General features: G+C 46.8%; 19 protein-coding genes. 8 read left to right on the top strand and 11 right to left on the bottom strand.

All coding sequences use genetic code 11. The annotated features are described in order from the left end of the window. Positions 1-111: 111 nt before the first annotated feature. Entirely contained in the window at positions 112-795 is a 684-nt protein-coding gene (locus tag K4A83_RS03460) for a hypothetical protein (RefSeq protein ID WP_265263012.1), read from the top strand. On the opposite strand, the gene K4A83_RS03455 is transcribed toward K4A83_RS03460, so the two are convergent. Both K4A83_RS03455 and K4A83_RS03450 read right to left on the bottom strand, forming a co-directional pair. Then, positions 792-1,466, bottom strand: coding sequence for a hypothetical protein (locus tag K4A83_RS03455; protein ID WP_265263011.1), 675 nt, complete (start codon positions 1,464-1,466; stop codon positions 792-794). The genes K4A83_RS03460 and K4A83_RS03455 overlap by 4 nt on opposite strands. Next, positions 1,450-1,689, bottom strand: coding sequence for a helix-turn-helix domain-containing protein (locus K4A83_RS03450; RefSeq protein ID WP_265263010.1), 240 nt, complete (start codon positions 1,687-1,689; stop codon positions 1,450-1,452). Before K4A83_RS03450 ends, K4A83_RS03455 begins: the two co-directional genes overlap by 17 nt. Before the next feature lie 499 nt (positions 1,690-2,188). On the opposite strand from K4A83_RS03450, the gene phaA reads away from it, so the two are divergent. The 4 genes from phaA to phaC all read left to right on the top strand — a co-directional run bounded on the left by phaA (position 2,189) and on the right by phaC (position 7,023). Beyond that, positions 2,189-3,379 carry an acetyl-CoA acetyltransferase PhaA gene (gene phaA, locus K4A83_RS03445; protein ID WP_265263009.1) on the top strand — a complete coding sequence of 397 codons (1,191 nt, stop codon included), beginning with the start codon at positions 2,189-2,191 and terminating at the stop codon, positions 3,377-3,379. Positions 3,380-3,450: 71 nt separating this feature from the next. Further along, positions 3,451-4,173 carry an acetoacetyl-CoA reductase PhaB gene (phaB, locus tag K4A83_RS03440; protein WP_265263008.1) on the top strand — a complete coding sequence of 241 codons (723 nt, stop codon included), beginning with the start codon at positions 3,451-3,453 and terminating at the stop codon, positions 4,171-4,173. Positions 4,174-4,393: 220 nt separating this feature from the next. After that, complete coding sequence (phaE, locus tag K4A83_RS03435) at positions 4,394-5,461, top strand: class III poly(R)-hydroxyalkanoic acid synthase subunit PhaE (protein WP_265263007.1); 1,068 nt, start codon at positions 4,394-4,396, stop codon at positions 5,459-5,461. A 467-nt stretch (positions 5,462-5,928) separates the two neighbouring features. Then, positions 5,929-7,023 carry a class III poly(R)-hydroxyalkanoic acid synthase subunit PhaC gene (gene phaC, locus K4A83_RS03430; protein WP_407809804.1) on the top strand — a complete coding sequence of 365 codons (1,095 nt, stop codon included), beginning with the start codon at positions 5,929-5,931 and terminating at the stop codon, positions 7,021-7,023. 328 nt (positions 7,024-7,351) lie between these two features. On the opposite strand, the gene K4A83_RS03425 is transcribed toward phaC, so the two are convergent. The 5 genes from K4A83_RS03425 to K4A83_RS03405 all read right to left on the bottom strand — a co-directional run bounded on the left by K4A83_RS03425 (position 7,352) and on the right by K4A83_RS03405 (position 14,070). Continuing rightward, positions 7,352-7,672 (bottom strand): YkvA family protein, encoded by a 321-nt coding sequence (locus K4A83_RS03425; protein ID WP_265263005.1) that lies wholly within the window; start codon positions 7,670-7,672, stop codon positions 7,352-7,354. A 154-nt stretch (positions 7,673-7,826) separates the two neighbouring features. Next, complete coding sequence (locus K4A83_RS03420; protein WP_265263003.1) at positions 7,827-8,939, bottom strand: tetratricopeptide repeat protein; 1,113 nt, start codon at positions 8,937-8,939, stop codon at positions 7,827-7,829. Between the two features lie 616 nt (positions 8,940-9,555). Further along, a complete protein-coding gene (locus K4A83_RS03415) occupies positions 9,556-11,811 on the bottom strand; it encodes a M48 family metalloprotease (RefSeq protein WP_265263001.1) in 2,256 nt (751 codons plus the stop codon). Between the two features lie 215 nt (positions 11,812-12,026). Continuing rightward, the gene (locus K4A83_RS03410; RefSeq protein ID WP_265263000.1) at positions 12,027-13,463 is read right to left on the bottom strand and encodes a YcjF family protein; all 1,437 of its coding nucleotides are present in this window, start codon (positions 13,461-13,463) and stop codon (positions 12,027-12,029) included. 325 nt (positions 13,464-13,788) lie between these two features. Beyond that, positions 13,789-14,070 (bottom strand): HU family DNA-binding protein, encoded by a 282-nt coding sequence (locus K4A83_RS03405; RefSeq protein WP_265262998.1) that lies wholly within the window; start codon positions 14,068-14,070, stop codon positions 13,789-13,791. Positions 14,071-14,373: 303 nt separating this feature from the next. Between K4A83_RS03405 and K4A83_RS03400 the strand changes: the two genes are divergently transcribed. Next, positions 14,374-14,706 (top strand): DUF760 domain-containing protein, encoded by a 333-nt coding sequence (locus K4A83_RS03400; protein ID WP_407809803.1) that lies wholly within the window; start codon positions 14,374-14,376, stop codon positions 14,704-14,706. Positions 14,707-14,719: 13 nt separating this feature from the next. Here K4A83_RS03400 and K4A83_RS03395 read toward each other — a convergent pair whose 3' ends face one another. After that, a complete protein-coding gene (locus tag K4A83_RS03395; RefSeq protein ID WP_265262996.1) occupies positions 14,720-14,998 on the bottom strand; it encodes a YggT family protein in 279 nt (92 codons plus the stop codon). Between the two features lie 207 nt (positions 14,999-15,205). On the opposite strand from K4A83_RS03395, the gene hemB reads away from it, so the two are divergent. Continuing rightward, entirely contained in the window at positions 15,206-16,189 is a 984-nt protein-coding gene (gene hemB / locus K4A83_RS03390) for a porphobilinogen synthase (RefSeq protein ID WP_265262995.1), read from the top strand. Between the two features lie 135 nt (positions 16,190-16,324). On the opposite strand, the gene K4A83_RS03385 is transcribed toward hemB, so the two are convergent. Next, positions 16,325-17,101, bottom strand: coding sequence for a sigma-70 family RNA polymerase sigma factor (locus tag K4A83_RS03385; protein WP_265262994.1), 777 nt, complete (start codon positions 17,099-17,101; stop codon positions 16,325-16,327). Positions 17,102-17,395: 294 nt separating this feature from the next. Here K4A83_RS03385 and K4A83_RS03380 point away from each other — a divergent pair, with 294 nt between their 5' ends. Then, complete coding sequence (locus K4A83_RS03380; RefSeq protein ID WP_265262993.1) at positions 17,396-18,124, top strand: Bax inhibitor-1/YccA family protein; 729 nt, start codon at positions 17,396-17,398, stop codon at positions 18,122-18,124. Positions 18,125-18,302: 178 nt separating this feature from the next. On the opposite strand, the gene K4A83_RS03375 is transcribed toward K4A83_RS03380, so the two are convergent. Together K4A83_RS03375 and K4A83_RS03370 are read right to left on the bottom strand one after the other, a co-directional pair. Continuing rightward, positions 18,303-18,737 (bottom strand): DUF4332 domain-containing protein, encoded by a 435-nt coding sequence (locus tag K4A83_RS03375; protein WP_265262992.1) that lies wholly within the window; start codon positions 18,735-18,737, stop codon positions 18,303-18,305. 25 nt (positions 18,738-18,762) lie between these two features. Beyond that, complete coding sequence (locus K4A83_RS03370; protein ID WP_265262991.1) at positions 18,763-19,386, bottom strand: hypothetical protein; 624 nt, start codon at positions 19,384-19,386, stop codon at positions 18,763-18,765. Between the last annotated feature and the right edge of the window lie 8 nt (positions 19,387-19,394).

The raw sequence follows: 19,394 nt of genomic DNA, 5'->3' as shown, positions 1-19,394 counted from the left end.
CCCCCTTGTTCGGCAGCTAGGAGTCATCTGTAGTGTAGTGATTTGTCAGGTGTGTTCTCTTGACTCCTGCACACAAACTGAATACCATAGTATTCAAAACCTAGCAAGCATATGTTCTACTACTACGGCAGAAAAAAGCAAATCGCGAAACATTATCCATTACCTAATTTTGAGACAATTATTGAACCTTTTGCAGGATCAGCCGCTTATTCTCTCTATGGAGGAAACTGGAAAAGAAAAGTTATTTTAGTTGAGAGAGATGAGCGTGTTTTTGAGATTTGGAGATGGTTGATTTATTATGCGACTGCATCTGAAATCAAAAGCCTTCCCGATCTAAAAATTGGAGAAAAAAGCTCTGAGTTTCTTCATATTGTCCACGCTGCCACAAAAATGGCGTTTCACTATAAAACTATTAAAGTAACTCCGGTACTGGCTAGAAATTGGGCAATCAGTAAGCGATATATGTCAGATAACTTATTTAAAATTAAGCACTGGCAGATTATTCACGGTGATTATACTATGGCTCCTCACATAGAAGCGACTTGGTTTATTGATCCACCGTACAAAGATGATGCAGGTAAAGGTTATCGCTATGGCAGCCATCTGATCAATTATCAAAACTTAGCAATATGGTCAAAAGAAAGAAAGGGAGAAATTATATTTTGTGAAGGGTATCAAGGAGATTATTTACCGTTTAAACCCTTACTAGAGTTAAAGAGCGTAGCAGGTAAAACTAGCAAAGAATTCATCTACTATCGGTCTAACAAAGCAAGCCAGCAACTTAGCCTTTTTTAATTTTCTTCAATAGAAAATTTCAGAATCTTTTGATAACGTTCTCTATACAAAGGATCTTCAATTAGAGCCACCCACCCTTGACCCATCTTTTGTTTTCCGGTTGTTTTCATCCCTGTCACTTTTGTATTTCGACCTTTAGTGCCACTAATTCTACCCCAATCCTCTATAGTCAGATTATCTGCATAAAAAGCTGCTGTAATTTTGGGATAGTTAAATTCATATTCACTGGCAACAAAATCCCACACTAAGCCCAACAGCTTAGTAACTTCTTGGTGATGAGCCTGCCATGTAATCCCCACTAAAGCATTAATTCTAGGTTCTCCAGCCCTCAATTTAGAACCTTTAGGAATATTGCCGACTGTACATTTAACCTCAAGTCCTACAGGATAATTACGAAGTTCTCCTTCTAATGCGTCTTTTCCTGCGATTGGAATAATATCAGGATGTCCTTTTTCGATAGGATTAACTATTGCACCTACTACATCTGCTATAGCGTGACAAAACATAGAACCCACAATAGAGCTTGTGGTTTTATAATCAATGTTCTTGTAAACGGTTGAAGGGATAGTTTCTAAAAATCTATTGGTTTGATCTAAGGCTGAATTGACGTGGTTTCCATTCAAATTAAACCCGCAGTCAATATTAAAATTTGGTTTAAGGATGTATATCATCTAATATCTGTTCAACTTCAGACAGCAAAATACTGGGAGTCGTGTTTAAAGATTCTGAAATCTTAAACAAAATCAATAAAGTAGGTGATTTCAAGCCGCGCTCTATCTGGCTAACATAGGTGCGGTGTATACCTGCTCTGTCAGCAAGCTCTTCTTGGGAAATTTTTGCCAATGTTCTGTACTTAATCAGAACTTGACCCAAAGCTTTATTAATTTTTGTCATAAGAGCATTGTCTCAGATATAGAGACGCTCAGTCTACAGACTATAGTATTCAGGAAATCCGAGAATTACGTTTTTTAACAAGATGTTACGGGAGGAGTTCGTGGAAAATATTGTCAAGCCTATCATGATGCGAGTAATTAGGATAAAATATCCTTAGAAATCCGACTTTAAAGGTCGGAATTAAATCCGGTTTAATTCTATCGCAATGGGTTGTATTTTATACTTAATTTTATTGCGTGATCCCTTCATTTTTTCTTAATGTTTATGAATAAATATTGAGAAAAGAAAAGAATTGTTTTAACCCTGCGAAAAACTAGAGTCAGGGGATCTTTAAATGTTATCTTAAGGCTTGTTTGATTGAAACAATAGCCGTAAAAGGATTAGTGGGTTGATTGGAAGATCAAGCCTGCTCTGGTTGGTAATTGTATTTAATCAAAGGAGAAACTAAGCAAACTAGAATTTTCTCAACCTCGATAATCAATCATTTTGCAGGATTATCATGACTGAAACTTATATTGTCTCCGCCGTGCGCACTCCGCTAGGTCGTTTTGGGGGTGGCTTGTCGGGATTTGCGCCTACTGAATTGGGAGCCCATGCGATGGCGGCTGCTCTCCAAAAGGCAGGCATTGCCCCAGAAAACCTCGATCTCTACATTATGGGCAATGTCCTACGGGGAGGACATGGGCAATTGCTCCCTCGTCAAGCGGCAATTAAGGCGGGTATCCCTCCTAGTGTGGATGGTTATGCCATTGATATGGTGTGTTCCTCGGCGATGATGGCCATTTATAACGGGATGATTACCATTCAGGCGCGGGAGGCGGATGTGGTGTTGGCTGGGGGCATGGAATCCATGTCTCAGACGGCCTTTGCTCTTTCAGCCCGGGCGCGTTGGGGCTATAAAACCCTGTTGGGTGCGCCGGAACCGTTAACGGATTTATTGATTTATGACGGTTTGACGGATTCTCTGACGGGTGAGGGGATGGGAGAACAAACGGAACGTCTGGCGGCGGATCATGGTTTTAGCCGTGAGGCGCTCGATGAGGTGGCGGCTTATTCCCAACAACGGGCGGCGGCGGCGACGGCGCGAGGAACTTTTAAGGCGGAAATTGCCCCGGTGGAAGTGCGGGTGAAGAAGGAAACCAAGTTACTGGATAGTGATGAGGGGATTCGGGCGGAGACGACACTGGAAAGTTTGGCTAAGTTACGCCCGGCGTTTAAGTCGGATGGGGTGTTAACGGCTGGTAATTGTAGCCAACTCTCGGATGGTGCGGCGGCGTTAATTCTCGCCAGTGGGGAGGCGGTGGAGCGTTATGGCTTAACACCGTTGGCGAAGGTGTTAGGGGGTGCTTGGGCGGGGGGCGAAAGTTGGCGTTTCCCAGAAGTGCCGATTTATGCCACGAAGAAGCTGCTGGATAAGTTGGGGATGGGTATAGCAGATTTCGATTTGTTTGAGAACAATGAGGCGTTTGCGGTTAGTAATTTGTTGTTTAACAAGTTGCTGGGAGTGCCTCATGAGCAGTTGAATGTGAATGGGGGTGCGATCGCCTTGGGCCATCCTATCGGTGCATCGGGGGCGCGGATTGTTGTCACCCTGTTAAATGCCCTACAGGAACAGGATAAAACACGCGGGATTGCGGCCTTGTGTCATGGTACCGGGGGCGGAACGGCGATCGCCTTAGAACGAGTTTAAACCCACTATTCCCCCTGTCCCAAGCCGGGTGAGGGGGGATTGTCTTTCATCAGTTTAGGAGCAAAATTAATATGGTATCTCTCGGATTAGAAGATAAAGTCATCGTTGTCACAGGTGGAAATCGGGGCATTGGTAAAGCCATTGTCAACTTGTTGCTGGATTTGGGCGCAAAAGTGGCCTATACCGACATTGTGATTTCTGACGACGACGGGAAAGCTTTGGCAGTTGAAGCCGATGTCACCAGTTTAGAATCTATGCAGGCGGCCGCCCAAATGATTACGGAGAAACTGGGGCCGGTGTATGGTGTAGTGGCCAATGCAGGCATCACCCGGGATAACTTTTTTACCAAACTCACTGATGCTGATTGGGATGCGGTGATTAATGTGAATTTAAAAGGGGTTAAAAATACCATCCAGCCCTTTATTGAAGGGATGTATGAGCAGAATGGGGGGTCAATTGTGGCCATTAGTTCCATTTCCGGCGATCGCGGCAATGCCGGACAAGCGAACTATGCGGCGACAAAAGCGGCTGTGATTGGTATTGTCAAATCCTTGGCGCGGGAATGTGCGCGCTATGGAGTGCGGGCTAATGCGATCGCCCCCGGATTCATCAACACCGAAATGACTCAAGCCATCCCCGACAAAGTACGGGACAAAATCACCGCAGAAATCCCCTTCCGACGCTTTGGAGAACCTCAAGATATTGCTTGGGCTGTAGCCTATCTCCTCTCTCCCGTCGCCAGTAGCTACGTTTCTGGGGAAGTCCTGCGCGTCAATGGCGCACACCATACTTGATAACAGGGAACAGGGAATAGGGAATAGATAATTGACAATTGACAATTGACATGAGAAACCGGGTTTTTGCTAGGGTGTATCGAGAAAACTAGACAATGAATGCAACCCGGTTTCTGGCTAAAGTTAGTCAAAGTTAGTCAATAACATTACACCCGACTTCCCTGCTCCCCCTCTCCCCACCTCTGACGCAATTGTTTTAACAAAAAACGAGGAAAACATTATGACCAACAACAATAAAAACTGGAGTAATATGGCCAGTGAAGTGGTCAATACTTGGACAGAAACCAGTACCCAAGTATGGCGGAACTGGTTTGATTTTATGGGAACAGTTTCCACCGCCAAACCCTTTGGCGATGTTCAGCCTGAACTGGATAAATTCACCCATCGTTATCTGGATAATCAAGATTTATGGCTGCGGTTTGTTAAACTATCCTTTGATGCGTGGAAAGATATTTTTCCCCAACTCGAAAGCGGCGGCGACTGGACAAAAACCATGAGTCAGTACGCCCAAAAAATGCGGGAACAACTGGACAATGTAAGCCACGGCAACCTACAAATGAATCAAGATGTTGCCCAAATGTGGCAACTTTACTTACAACAAGTGCAAAAATTTACCCAACTGTGGTTAGATCCAATGGGACTCCATTTAGGGACAATGGGGAAAGCCGCAACCGGGAACAGTTCCGCTTGGATTGAGTTAAATAACCTCTACTGGAACTTATTCTATGAGGAAAGCTTTGGCAGTTTAATGCAAAGTCCGATTCTTGGACCAACGCGAGAATTTAACGGAAAATTAGTCCGCAGTTTTGAGGCATGGAAAAACCTCAATCAAGCGAGTGTTAACTATCAAGTCGTTTTGGCAGATATTCAGGTGCGTTCCTTTGAAGCCTTAATGCAAAACTTGATCTCGCGGGCAGAAAAAGGCGAAGCCATTCAAACATGGAAGCAATTCCAACAAGTTTGGAGTGAAATTGCTGATGATGTTTTTGGGGAGGCATTTTGTCAGGAAGAAAACTTAAAAATTCGCGGTGCTTTCTTAAATGCTTTAAGTGCTTACCGTTTGGAACAGCAACAGTTAATGGAACTGTTTCTCCAAAGCATGAATATGCCTTTACGCAGTGAAGTTGATGAGATGCACAAGACCATCTATGAACTGCGCAAGGAACTTAAGCAACTGAAAAAAGACCTCGCCCAAAAGAATGTACAACAGGAGGTTACTTCCTCATCCAAAGGCACTAAAACCGCGACGACCAATAAAGCAGAAAAGTCCAAAGGTACTGATGCTTGACTTAGGCTAAGATTTGTTGGGTTTCGCTGTCGCTACACCCAACCTACGAATAGCATCAAATGGCTTTTTGGCTTGACTTAGGCTAAGATTTGTTGGGTTTCGCTGTCGCTACACCCAACCTACGAATAGCATCAAATGGCTTTTTGGCTTGACTTAGGCTAAGATTTGTTGGGTTTCGCTATCGCTACACCCAACCTACGAATAGCATCAAATGGCACAAATAGGACGAAATAGCACTTTTTTAGATAGTATTTTTTCGCTATTTCACCTCAGCATTGATTTGGAGTTTGGTTGTTTGAAAATAGCCACAAGTGAAGGAAGAGGGACATGATTCAGGAGGAAAAATGATGACCTCCCACTGCTATTCTCATCCCTTAATTGACCATTGTCTCTCCCCTACTGTGGCGAATTTTCCGCCCCACTTTTCCCCGGAATGTTGGCATTTATTACAAGGAGTCTTCAGAATTATGTTACCATTTTTAACCCAAATGGGTTTAGAAGATACCACCCACGAATACACGGAACTGACACAAAAGTTAGTCAAAGGAATTGAAAATCTAAGCCGTTTGCGGGAAGAAGATATTGAGATTGGCGCAAGTCCCAAGGATGTGGTTTATCAGGAAGATAAAATCACGTTGTATCGCTTTAAACCTGTGGTCAAAAAGCCTTTGGCTGTTCCTGTTTTGATTGTTTACGCCCTTGTGAATCGTCCTTTTATGGTGGATTTACAGGAAAATCGTTCCCTTGTGGCGAATTTGTTAAAATTGGGCTTAGATGTTTATTTGATTGATTGGGGTTATCCCACACGGGCTGATCGTTGGTTAACCTTAGATGATTATATCAACGGTTATATTGACAATTGCGTTGATTTTATCCGGGAAACCAACCAGTTAGAGAAGGTGAATCTTTTGGGGGTTTGTCAGGGGGGAACGTTTAGCTTGTGTTATAGTTCTCTCTATCCTGAGAAGGTCAAAAACCTCATTGTGATGGTTGCCCCAGTGGACTTTAATATGCCCAATAGTTTGTTAAATATGCGGGGTGGATGCACTTTAGGGGCGGAAGCGTTAGATGTAGATTTAATGGTGGATTCTTTGGGCAATATTCCGGGAGATTATCTCAATCTAGAGTTTTTAATGTTGAAACCGCGACAGTTGGGGATTCAGAAGTATTTAGACTTCCCGGAAATCATGGATAGTGAGGATAAAATCTTGAATTTCCTGCGGATGGAAAAATGGATTTTTGACAGTCCAGACCAAGCGGGGGAAACCTATCGCCAATTCATGAAAGACTTTTATCAAGGGAATAAGTTGATTAAAGGGGAGGTAATGATTGGGGATAAACAGGTGAATTTAAGTAACTTGACTATGCCGATTTTAAATCTTTATGCGGAGAAGGATCATTTAGTGCCGCCGGAGTCTTCTTTGGCGTTACAACAGTATGTGACGACGAAGGATTACACGGTGCAATCTTTCCCGGTGGGACATATTGGGATGTATGTCAGTGGTAAGGTACAACGGGATTTACCGCCCACTATTGTGGACTGGTTAAAAACTCGAATGTGATCTAGATTTGATTCACGATTGCGCCCCCATTTTCTCGGGTTGGAGTGGGGGCAGGAAATAGGAAAAAACCGGGTTTCTCTAGGAGAAGTCCGGTTTTTTCTGGGTTCAATTTAGTCCCCCGGTGAAGGGGAAACCCCCCGTTCTAAACCCCCACAGGACAAGATGTCCAGACCCCGTTTGCGAACACTAACCAAAATTGACCAAAACTCATCGCGATTTCCTCGAGAAAAAAGGCTGAAATCCTTGCCCTGTGGACTATCGAACGGTCCGACGAAAGAATGCAGGTTAGAGGCACTTTGCCGGACTGTTCGATCTTCCCTCAAAAACGTTAAACTTTAGCAGAGGTTGATGGTTCCGCAACAACATCCACCACAACTTCTGACTCCGCTTTCACCCCTCCCTCCTCTTGGGTCATATTGCCTTCTTTGCGGCGTTTCCGGTTCTCCAGGACTAATTGAGTTAATTCCGTGACCAAAACCGTGGCAATAATCCCGTCATCAATCCAGCCAATGATAGGGATAAAGTCGGGGGAAATATCAATAGGACTGATGAGATAAAGAAGGGTGCCGCCAATGAGAAACCAGCGATATTTGGTGTTTCGTAGGGTTTTGCGATACCAAACGTAAAAGGATTCAACCAACTTTTTCATGGGACATTACCTGAGTGACTTGATCTTTATGGTGACAGATTCCCCCCGAAACGGTTAGAGGGAATATCCCAACCGATTAGGGAGGATATTCCCCTAGTGAGTTGAGCGAAATTAAAGCAATTGGGCTGGTGTGTATTTTGTCAAGTCATCCCACCTAACGGAACTGACTCAATAATTCATCGACCTTGGCTACCCCTTGACGATTATTTTGGGCTTGATAGAGTTTGCGGGCTGTTTCTAGGGCTTCGCGGGCATCGGCAGAACGTCGGCGATCGCGCAAAACCGAACCCAGTTTAAAATGGGCTTCAGGGTCATTAGGGATTAACTCTGTCACTCGTCGGTAGGCTGTACTAGCCATTAACAATTGACCTTGTTCCAGCCAAAAATCTCCTACAGCCCTCTGAACATCTGCCGATTGAGGATCTAAAATAGAAGCCCGACGATAGGACTCTTCCGCCCCTTCTATATCTCCTTGGGCAGCGCGAATCTTGCCGATTTGCAGATGAACTATCGCGTTGCGGGGATCGAGTTCTATAATTCTCTCTAGAACAGCCATACCCCGGTCATAATTGCCTTGTTCTAAGAAGGCAACGGCAAGGGGTAAGCGTAATTGAACGTTACTGGGGAACTTTTCGGCTGCTTGTTCCAACAGAGCAATGGCTTTATCCAGTTGTCGCCGTTCTACTAACACCGTTCCCACTAGACCATAAATATCGGCGCTATTATTGGGGTCTTTGGCAATGATTTGTTCATAGGTTTGAATCGCCCCTTCATAATTGCCACTGCGCAGTTGAACGACGGCTAATCCTAAATAACTCTCTTTATCATTGGGGGCGAGTTGGATAGCGCGCTGGTAAGAGGTGGCTGCGCTGGCATAGTCCCCCGTTTTCGCCAAACTATAGCCGAGAGCGTAGTGAAAATCAGCGTTATTGGCTTCTAGGGCAATGGCGCGGCGGTACGCTTCAACGGCGGCGCTGTAGTTTTCTTGGCGGGCGTGTAGGTAGCCAATACCTGAGAAAATCCGCGCATTGTTGCTGTCGAGTTGCATCGCTTGTTGATAAACGGCGATCGCATTACTATAATCTCCCGCATCCACTAATTCCCGACCGCGACGCAAAAAATCATTGAGTTGTTGCGTTCTAGATGCTGCTTGGGCGACCTGCACCTCACTATAAACAGGTTGAGAAAACAGGCCAAGGGTACAGCCTGCTAAGAGCAGAGTCCATAAAAGAGGGCGGGTTGTTTGCTGGAGCAATGATCCTTTCATAACTGTACTGGGTTTGATTCAAGTGTGAGGGTTAACAATTCTTCAAATCCTATCACCCTTGGTCAATTTGACCAAGATTCATGGGATACAAGCCACGTCCTTGGCGGCTTTTACCGAGGACTGGAAAAGGACGGTCTATAAGTTAGACTTCCCTAGCTCCCAAAAAGTTCGGGGAATTGATAATTGATAATTGATAATTGATAATTGATAATTATTCCCGACTCCCCGGCTCCCCTGCTCCCCAAGTTATTCAGCAAGCCCTACATAGAAAAAGCAAGCCGTTTTCACGACTTGACTTTGAGCTTGCTGTATTGGGAGGAGATATTGAGATACAAATGTTTGACAGAGTTTACGCATACCCGACTGAGCCAGAGGTTTAGGCAAAATCCGAAACGCTGTATTTCTTATGTGAACAAATGTAACAGATATTTTGCAATTTGGCAACATTTCTTTACATTTTTATCAAAAGGGGGACTCAGAGAGGGTGTAGGCTGGCTCACGAGTGACAAGCCTGAATGTTCTCTGGTCAGGGTTAGGGAATAATAGGGAATCGGGTTCGTAGTTGCGCTTTAGCGCCAAATCGGGAGTCGGGAACAATGATCAATGGTTAAGGAAGTCAGGCTTGCCAAATAAAATAAGCCGCTCCCATAGCAGAGAGAACCGCTAAAATCGTCACCCAGACCGGATAACCGCTTTGGGTTTGTTGTCCTGATTGGGTGCGAATGATATCTACATCAATCCAGGGGGTACTGCCTCGACGAAACCAGCCGCTAACCGTGACCATTTGACCGATAAACTGGCTCGGATGGGGGGCGAGGGGGAGCAAGTTTCCCAGTGGGCCTAACTTGGAGAAAAAATGAAGCTTAATCGAACCGCTATCGGTTTTTAGCATCAGGTCTTGTAACAGTTGATTCTGTAGCCCTTGTCGCCCCATTAATTGCCCTTTTAAGCGCACGGGATAACTTTTAGGGGGGACGGAGTGGGAGGGACGGATTAAGTCCTCTAGACGGGGATCTTCCCGGGAGGGGGAAATGCGAATATCGGGGAAGTAGCCGTTAATCCAGACAATTAAACTCAAACTAAAGGCGGCGAGAATACAGGCGTTAATTAATACGGGTTGAGCATTATAGAACCAAATTAAACGCCAGAGGGGAAGGCGCACCCAAGGGCTGAGGAGGTCACTGAGTAAGCCAATGGCGGCTAAAATCAGGCGGGCGAGTAACCCGAAACCGAGGCCGGAGAGGATGGCACTTTGCAGGATGGGTAGGGCGGTGTAACTGTTTTTCAGTTTGAACCAATGATCTTTGGGGGTTTTGGGAGGGGGGATGAGGGTGGGAAGATCGACCTCTGGCTGGAGTTTCCAGTGGTTGGCGTAGCGGTTGAGGAGATAAAGGCGATCGCCTAATAAAGGATGGGAGTTGACGAGGGCGAGCCAGTGGCGGTAAGGGTTGGTACAGTCCCAGCGCAATAGGTCGCTAAAGGGGCTAGTATCGGGTACACTGCCCAAAGTCAGGGCTTGACGGTGACTGATGGGCATGAGGAGATCAAAACTCTCTAAGAGGGCGGTGGTAAATTGCCGTTGTTCAATCTGGCGGGCGATGCCGATGGTCATTTTAAGCAGGGCCCGACTGAGGGCGTTGGGGTTGCCTGTGAATTGGGCGGCAAAGCGATCGCTATAATATTGACGCTGACGGGAAACATAGAGCAGGGGAAGCCGCCACAACCAATAGAAGGTATAACAAACAGTAGTCCCTAGGCTACACAAAGCTTGTAGGAGAGGGATGGCAACCAGAGGATAGTGGCGCGGGGGTTTTTCCCGCCATCGCTCTCCCTGTTGGGCGATCAGCCAGTAGAGGGTAAAGGGAATTTGTAAAAAGGCGATCGCACCAGACATCAAAAATCCCTCGCGGCTAACAATGGGGCGAAACTGGGCAGCCAAGAGGGCGGCTAACTCGTCATCTTCTAACTGTTCTAACAGGGCATCACTCAGCACAATACAAGCCGTGCGGGGTAAGTGACCGTAAGTCATGGCAACGGGCGCACCTGTGGGCAAAAGGGCGAGTTTTGGAGTGGGAACCTGATAATGACGGGTTAACCGTTGGAAGACTTTAGCCGTTTCAGGATACTGGGCGGCCAGACGGTGTAAGGGCAGAGGTTCGAGTTTATAAAGACGTTGCAGCAAGATTTCCAGGAACCAAGGGGCCGCGACAAAGACCACCAGAAACACCCCGCAGACCACCGGCCAAGGATTGCGATAAAACAAGCCCAGAGGCCTTAAAACAGGTAAACGCCATAGAACCTCATTGATGCCCTCCATGACCCACATTAGGCTGGTATTCACTAACCAGAGCAACAGGGCTAAGGTGATGGCCTGACGTAGCCAAAACTTCCATTGTCGAGGGCTTTTGAGTTTCTTCCATCGTTTCGCCCGTTCCCCATTGCGCCAAGTCCGCCCCGAAACATAGACTGAGGGGGCCGCTTCCGGTGGGGTTTGATAGGCAACGGGTAGGGGGCGCTGGAGGGGGGGAGAAGGGGGAGAAGGGGAGGCGGCAGGTTGGGCTGTTTGCTCATCGGGGGGGACAAAGTTGGCAGCGTTGGCTTTACGATAGCGCTGGGTGAGGTCCGCTAAGGTTTGGGCAGCCCAAGGATAAAGGTCTGGAGTTTGGGCCAGTTGTTTACATCGGGCGATCGCTTCGGCCGGCCTTTCGGTCTTACAATAGGCGACAATCAAGGCTTGCTGGGCGCTGTTGAGGACGGTTGGATCCAACTCTACAGCACAGACTCCCTCTAAATGGGCGATCGCCTCCTCATAATTTCCCTCCCGAAAAGCCTCGGTCCCCGCCCTTAAACTTGGTTCAGGAATTGATGTCATAGTTCCGTTTCTCCCACTCTTTGCCCAAGATAACTCGACGGCGAGAGAAAAATCCACCCAAAAGGGAACAGGGAATAGGGAATAGGGAATAGGTAATAATTATCAATTGTCAATTGTCAATTGTCAATTATCAATTATCAATTATCAATTCCCCTGCTCCCCTGCTCCCCCGCTCCCCTGCTCCCCTACTCCCCGACTGATTCAGCCAACCCCACTTAACTGGTCAGCCTTACACTCTCCCCTGTTAAGCGAGTCATAGCTTGTTTAACAAATTTTTGTAATACTATCCCCCGTTGATTTTGCTCAAAAATCTGTTTTAGAGTTTGGCCCAGACGCTGGGGGTTAAAGGTCAGATTAGCTTCTAAATCTGCGTCTTGAGTTTGGAAATATTCAATTAAACTGAGTCCAGCTAAACGGGTTAGGTAAGCGGCGCTGATGCCTTGGACAACCCCCCCAGCAATATAAGTCATAGCATTGGTTTTGAGGAAGCCTGCAATCGTTTGGGTAGAAAGTTCCACTAGGCCTAATTTCATCATTAAGCTGCCGAGGGTGGCGGCGGCGGTTTGGGCTTGGTTGAGGGAGAGTTTTTGCTCGTAAATTGCCCCTAAATCTATTAACAACTGGGCGTTAATGGCGGCGGTGGCGAGGATATCGAGGGCGGGGACAGGGTTAGCAAAGGCCGTGGCGGCGGCAACCCATTGATATTGTTCCAAGATGGGAAGAGCGCGATCGCGTCGAACTTCGTTCAATTGCTCTTTAATCCTGCGCTGTAAGCCTTGGTTTTGCCGCCATGTGGTCGCCCAAACCAGTGGTTGAGGGTTTTCGGTCAAAATTTCCCCTAAACGCTGATTTAGACCCGTAAGGCTGGGGGATTGTGCTTCCCACGACTCCTCAATGGTGCCGTCGGCTTGATGTTTGCGAACTTTGACCGGACTGGGGGCGGCGGCGATGGCCATAATATCTTGCTCTGGGATCAGTCCCCAAAGATGTTGGCGCACTTGTTCTAAAATCAAAGTGCGATCTTCAGCACAATATTGGTCTTGTTTATTGAACAGAATCAAAGTGCGGTGATGGTTGGCTTTCAGGGAGCGTAAGGCTTGGTGTTGACTCTCCGTTAAATCCCCCGTAATCACCCACAGCAGCAAATCCACCGACTTTAAGGGGGCGAGATGGGTTTCTAGGTCAGATTCCCCCAAGGAGGAGAGGGGGATTTCCTGCCAGTGAATCTCCGGAGTTTGAAGGGATGTCATGAGATGACTGAGCAGACTGGTTTTCCCCACTTTTCCCAGTCCCGTGATGGCTAGGTTTAACCTTTGACGTTGTAAGGTTTGGGGTAATTCTTCTAGGGCTTGGGATAAGGCCGAGTAGTCTTGATGAGGCGCTTCTGTGTAGAGAGTTTGTAATTGTTTTTGGGTTTGGGCGATCGCACTTTGCACTTGTTCAAGACTCAACGGCACAATAGGCGACTCAGGAAGCACCCCCCCCTTTCGGCGACGCTGAAGCCACCACAAGCCCCCCCCTAAAGCCGTTAAAAAAAGCATTCCCCCCTCTCCCACTTCCGCGAGGGAGTCTTGAATCGTCCACCACAGCCATAAGCCAAAAGAAAGGGTAATTCCTCCCACCAACACAGGTTTCCGCAATTTAACGGCCATTTTCTTCCATCCTTTGCCCAGATCCATGCTTTACATTTTAGAGCAAGAGGGGGAATATCTCTGTTCATCCTTAAGAGATGGCGGGATGGGGGGTGAGGGCCTTGATAATTGATAATTAGTAATTAATAATTGACAATTATTTCCGTTCGCGGAGCGTGACCTTGGCGAAGCCTTCCGAAAGAAAAGAAAGGAACGGAAACCCTAGGCCCAAAAAGGGAACAGGGAACAGGCAATCGGTAATAGGGAATAATTCTTAAGCCCCCGACTCCCGACTCCTGACTCCCTATTCCCTAACCTTAACAAGAGGACATTCAAGCTTAACTGGTCAAGACTGCCCAGCCACTTTTTCCTTAAACAGTTTACCCGCAGAAAAAGCGGGGACACGAGTAGCTGGAATGGTAATCGGTTCTCCGGTTTGAGGATTTCTCCCGGTGCGAGCGTTGCGATTGCGAGCCTCAAAACTTCCAAAACCAACCAGCGTCACTTTATCCCCTGTCGCAACGGCTTCCATAATGGTTTCCAAGGTTGCGGAGAGGATAGTATCTGCCTCTTTCTTAGTTGTGGTGGTTTGCGCTGCGATCGCGTTGACTAACTGTTCTTTATTCATCGAAAAATCAGGATTAGTAGGGGAACATAGGGACTAGACTAGCTTGAAGTTGGTGTCATAGCACTCAATTCTTTGGCAGTTCTTAACAATTTGCAACGGAAAAGCCTTAAAACCCCATCGCTCATAGGGAAAACCCGGGAATTCTCCCCCAAATTGATAAATTTCAGTTATAGTCAACCCACAAAAAATTCGCAAAATCCCGGCTTGAAAGGTTCGGTTTTGCACTCCCAACCTCCTGAAGGGAAAAGCTATATTGAAAGTGCGATTAACAAACCGTCCAGTCAACCTTAACCCATAACGATGATGAACAACTCCACTCCACACAACCCCGGAATGTTAGATCATCCCCACCAAGGCAATGGTTTATGGCAATATGTTCAATCCCTTGATCCTGAAACCATAGCCCGTCTCTCCCAACCTTCCCCGGAAGTTATTCAAATGATGGAAGGCAATATTACCGGGATGTTAGGCAGCTTACCCCCAGAACATTTCGACGTAACCATTACGACAAATCGGGAACAACTCGGGCGTTTACTCGCTTCTGCGATGATGAGCGGTTATTTCTTAAACCGCGTCGAACAACGGATGAAATTTGACTATTGTTTAACCGCAACCGAGGAAGAAGCTAGAGCTTGACATCCTCGATTGTTTAGAAAAACATTCGCAGAAGTCCCTGTTGTCCAACCAAAATTTCTCGCAGGAGTGAGATAATAGCCACCCATAAAATGGGAGAAATGTCAACCCCTCCCACAGGGGGTACAAGTTTGCGCGTAGGGGCCAAAAAAGGTTCTGTCGGTAGGACGACAACGTTAAAAGGAAAGCGAGTCGTTTCTGCTTGGGGATACCAAGTGAGGACGATCCGGAAGATAAAGAAGAAAACCAATAGACCTAAAAGGAGTCCAACCCCTAAGATAACCCAATCCGACATAGTGCTTTGATCCTCGTGTGACGCGCTTCCTTTCTGATTGTATAGCAAGGGGAAATCAATTCACAGCGCGGTGGGCGCTCCGGTCTGGGTGAGGGGATGTGTTGCGAAACATTACAAAACACCAAAAAAGGATCAAAGGGGGGAACGCGATCGCCTTAAACTATTTTGAGCAGATACTTTCACACAAACTTTTTAGATCAAAACCCTATGTTTCCCATTCAACGTCCTCGTCGTCTGCGGCAAACGGCTAATCTTCGCCGGATGGTGCAGGAAAATCTCCTCACAGTCAATGATTTAATTTATCCCTTATTTGCAGTGCCGGGTACCAGTGTTGCTAAAGAAGTGACCTCTATGCCCGGAGTCTATCAGTTGTCGGTAGACAAAATTGTGGAAGAAGCTAAGGAAGTTTACGATTTAGGCATTCCCAGCATTATTTTATTTGGTATTCCCGACAGCAAAGATGACGACGCAACAGGCGCTTGGCATGATTGCGGCATTGTCCAGAAAGCCGCCTCAGCCGTCAAGGAAGCGGTGCCGGATTTGGTGGTAATTGCGGATACTTGCCTTTGTGAATACACAGGTCACGGTCACTGTGGTTATTTAGAGGTGGGCGATTTAACGGGACGAGTGCTGAATGATCCCACATTAGAACTGTTGAAAAAAACGGCCGTTTCCCAAGCTAAAGCGGGGGCAGATATTATTGCACCGTCAGGGATGATGGATGGTTTTGTCCAGGCCATTCGCCAAGGACTGGATGAGGCCGGATTCCAAGATACCCCCATTTTGTCCTATGCGGCAAAATACGCCTCAGCTTATTACGGGCCATTCCGGGATGCGGCGGAATCGGCTCCCCAATTTGGCGATCGCAGAACCTACCAGATGGACCCCGCCAATGGCCGCGAAGCCCTCAAGGAAGTAGAATTAGACATTGCTGAAGGGGCCGATATGTTAATGGTCAAACCAGCCCTAGCCTATATGGATATTATCTGGCGGGTCAAAGAAATTACCCAGTTACCTGTCGCCGCCTACAATGTGTCCGGAGAATATTCAATGGTCAAAGCCGCGGCCTTAAATGGTTGGGTGGACGAACAGAAGATTGTCCTAGAAACCCTGACCGCCTTTAAACGGTCTGGAGCCGATTTAATCTTAACCTATCACGCCAAAGATGCAGCCCGTTGGTTAAAAGATTAGAGAGCGCTCTGAGTGGCTTTCAACGCTGAACTTGCCCGACTTAAAAAATAGTTGTAGAAAATCAGAACTGTTGAATGTTAGAAAAACAGTGGATGAGTGAGACAGCAAATTTCAACTTATTCCCTCCTACATCCATCACGCCACCTGTGAGGGGGTGAGCAGTGACTCTAACTGTTTCATCCCTTTGTTAACATAACGAGTCACCGTCATGGGACTAATGCCAATGGCCTGGGCGGCCTCGCGACGGGAGTATTCTTTTAGAAAAACTAACTCAATGGCGAGTTTTTCCTTGTCGTTGAGTTGACTTAAGGCGCTTTGGATATTGATGAAATCTTCTTGTTGTTGGCGACGGGAAAACTCATCACCATCGGGCAAAATGTCGGCGAGGGTGAGGGGGGATTCACTGGAAGTGGTAAGATAAGCGTCTAGACTGACGAGATTACATTGTTTCGCGGCGGCTTTACAATCTCGCCATTCTTCTAGGGAAACGCCTAGGGATTGGGCAACTTCGCGATCGCTCGGTGTATAACCTAAACAAGCCGTTAACTGCTTCTGCTGCTTTCTCCCCCGAGAATATAACTCTTGCCAACGACGAGGAATCCTCACCGTATTGGCTTTATCCCGTAAGTAGTGCAGCATCGCTCCTCGAATATAGGGTAAGGCAAAGGAACTAAACGCATAACCTTGTTGAATATCAAACCGTTCAATAGCCCGAATTAAGCCTAAATATCCCGTTTGTTCTAAATCTTCGTAGGGTTCATTGCATTGCTCTCTCATCTGATGAGCTACTTTCCGTACTAACCCTAAATTGAGTCGGACTAATTGATTCCGTAACTCTAATGACGGATTTTTAGCGTAAGCGACCAATAATTCAAGTCCACGAGTTTGGAGAGATGCAGCAGAAGTTAACATAATAGTCCCAACACTTTACCCTAGATTAGTAATCCCGACTACTTCTATTGTCGAAACTGAACGGGGTATATACCATCGTTGTTTCACGGAAATCCGATTCACCGAGTCAAAGATTCTCCGTAGAACTACTGAATCTAGGGGCTAACCTCTTAAAGAATTGTTAAGTTATGTAGACCGTAAGGGGGTTTTTTGGGGTTGGGATCTCCTCACCTCCCCCCCCAAAATTGGCAAGGTAGAATAGAAAAAACACTGTTCATCTAAAGTTTTTCCTGACTTTAGTCATTGGGAGAAAATATGGCCAATAGTAGTAATTTCCTAGAAACCGCCAAAGCGGCACGCAATAAAGCCCTGATTGGGCCGAATGTGATCTCTAATGCCTTGCCTTATTTAGGAGGGGGTTTAGTTTTAACCGCCGTTGGTGTTTATGGTGGGTTGGGGGTATTGCAAAATTACCCAAGTATTTTCTTCCCCACCTTTTTCGCGGCGCTAGTCGTGGAATTGATTCTCTTTTTTGTGGCGCGGGGTGTGGCAGAGAAGGGCAATAACTCCGTTGCTTTACCTTTGCTGGCCACTTATAGCTTGTTATCGGGCTATACCCTGAGTGGTTTAATTGCCTACGCTTTGGGGACTTCTGGAGTAGGTTTCCAAGGAATTGCGATCGCCGCCTTGGGCTGTGGTGTCGCCTTCATTGCCGGACGCAGTATCGGTTCCAACCTCTCAGAAGAAGATGGTTTTGCCCTCGGTAAGACCATCAGCATCGCCCTGATTGCCCTGTTAGTGGTTTTGGTCGGTCAACTCGGTTTTGCCCTGTTTGGTATAGGGACTCCCACTTTCTTAGAAGTAGGGATTTCTGCCGCCGGGGTGTTCATCTTCGCTGGGGCTTCGGTGTTAGACTTCTTCATCCTGCCCCGTGCCTATCGTGACGAGCAATATCTGTCTGCGGCACTCTCAATGTATTTAACCTACATCAACCTGTTTATCTTTATCCTACGGCTGATTATTGCGCTCAATGGTCGCGATTAGTCCTCAGACTAACGGGATATTTAGCAAAAGTGTTGCGGAATTCCCTATCCTCGCCAACGGCAGGATGGGGTAGTTCGCCAAAATCTCCCTCTATAGCAAAGCTTAGGGGGAGATTCTTGTTACTGTTGAGCCACATCATTCCCTATTTCATGACAAGCCACCAAAGGACTTGACTCTATCAGGATTGCAGAACTTGGGCTTCTCTGACCCATTTTTGAACTTCTTGGACGGGGGGACATAAATCTCGCCGTTGGAGGGTAGAGACTTGCATCCGGAGGATTTGACGGTGTAAACGGTGAACAGGGGTGTGAGCGAGTTGACTCACGGAGGCAATGCCGGAGTGGAGTAGGATCCCGCAATATTCACAGCCGACGCTAGGTAAACGGGCTAAATCGGACATGGCCACCCATTTTTTCACTTGTTGGAGAGGCAAATGGAGTTGACTGGCGATCGCATTACACTGTTCAGGAGTGGTTCCCTCATGGAGCAGGGCGGTTGTTGTCTCTAAACCCAGAGACTGGAATTGGCGATGCAATTCTTCGTTCAAACCGGGTAGTTGTTCGAGATCCCAACTACAAGCTTGGATGGTGACTCGATTGGAAGCAGGAGGCATAATGTTCCCTCAAGGAATATCCCATTTATTGGGGCAGGATGGTTAGATCCAAAATGGGCTGATGGGTTAAGCATAACCAATGACAGACCAAAAGATCCGGTTCTTGGATTTTTAGGGAGGCGATCGCACATTCTGTGGGGAAGGGAAACAGCCGATCAAAGACAATAGCTCGGTCGTTCAAGGCAAATTGGAGGGTATAAACGGCCGGGGGGGCGTTTAAGTGGTGTAACAGGTCGTAGGCGAGATGATAGAGGGGTTGACGTTGATCATCCGGGAGATCAATCGGTTGCACATACCCTTCATTTTCCCATCCAATCACTTCCCCATAGAGGGGGCCCTTAATCGTCCAAACAATAGGCAACCAATAATTACCTGGGCCGGTTTCATAGTCTAATTCGGTTTCCACCCATTGCTGTTGTTCCGCTAAGTCCTGACAAGCGAGAAAAATACTGGGGGAGGGGAGGGGTAATTCTGGGGGAATGTGTAGGGTAAGGGGACAGTAGACGGCATCAAGATCCAGGTCTAGATCCTCGGGGGTAATCAGGGCAATGTCTACCTCGGGCTCTAAGGAGGCGATCGCCTCTTTTAAAGCTAAAGCATGGGGTAAGGGGGGATTGACCTGATCACAAACAATCAATACTGGCGGCATAAAAAAAC

The organism is Spirulina subsalsa FACHB-351 (genome assembly GCF_026130165.1).
Classification (GTDB): domain Bacteria; phylum Cyanobacteriota; class Cyanobacteriia; order Cyanobacteriales; family Spirulinaceae; genus Spirulina_A; species Spirulina_A subsalsa_A.
Note: the sequence above shows the minus strand (reverse complement) of the source record. Positions and strands in the feature narration are given on the sequence as shown.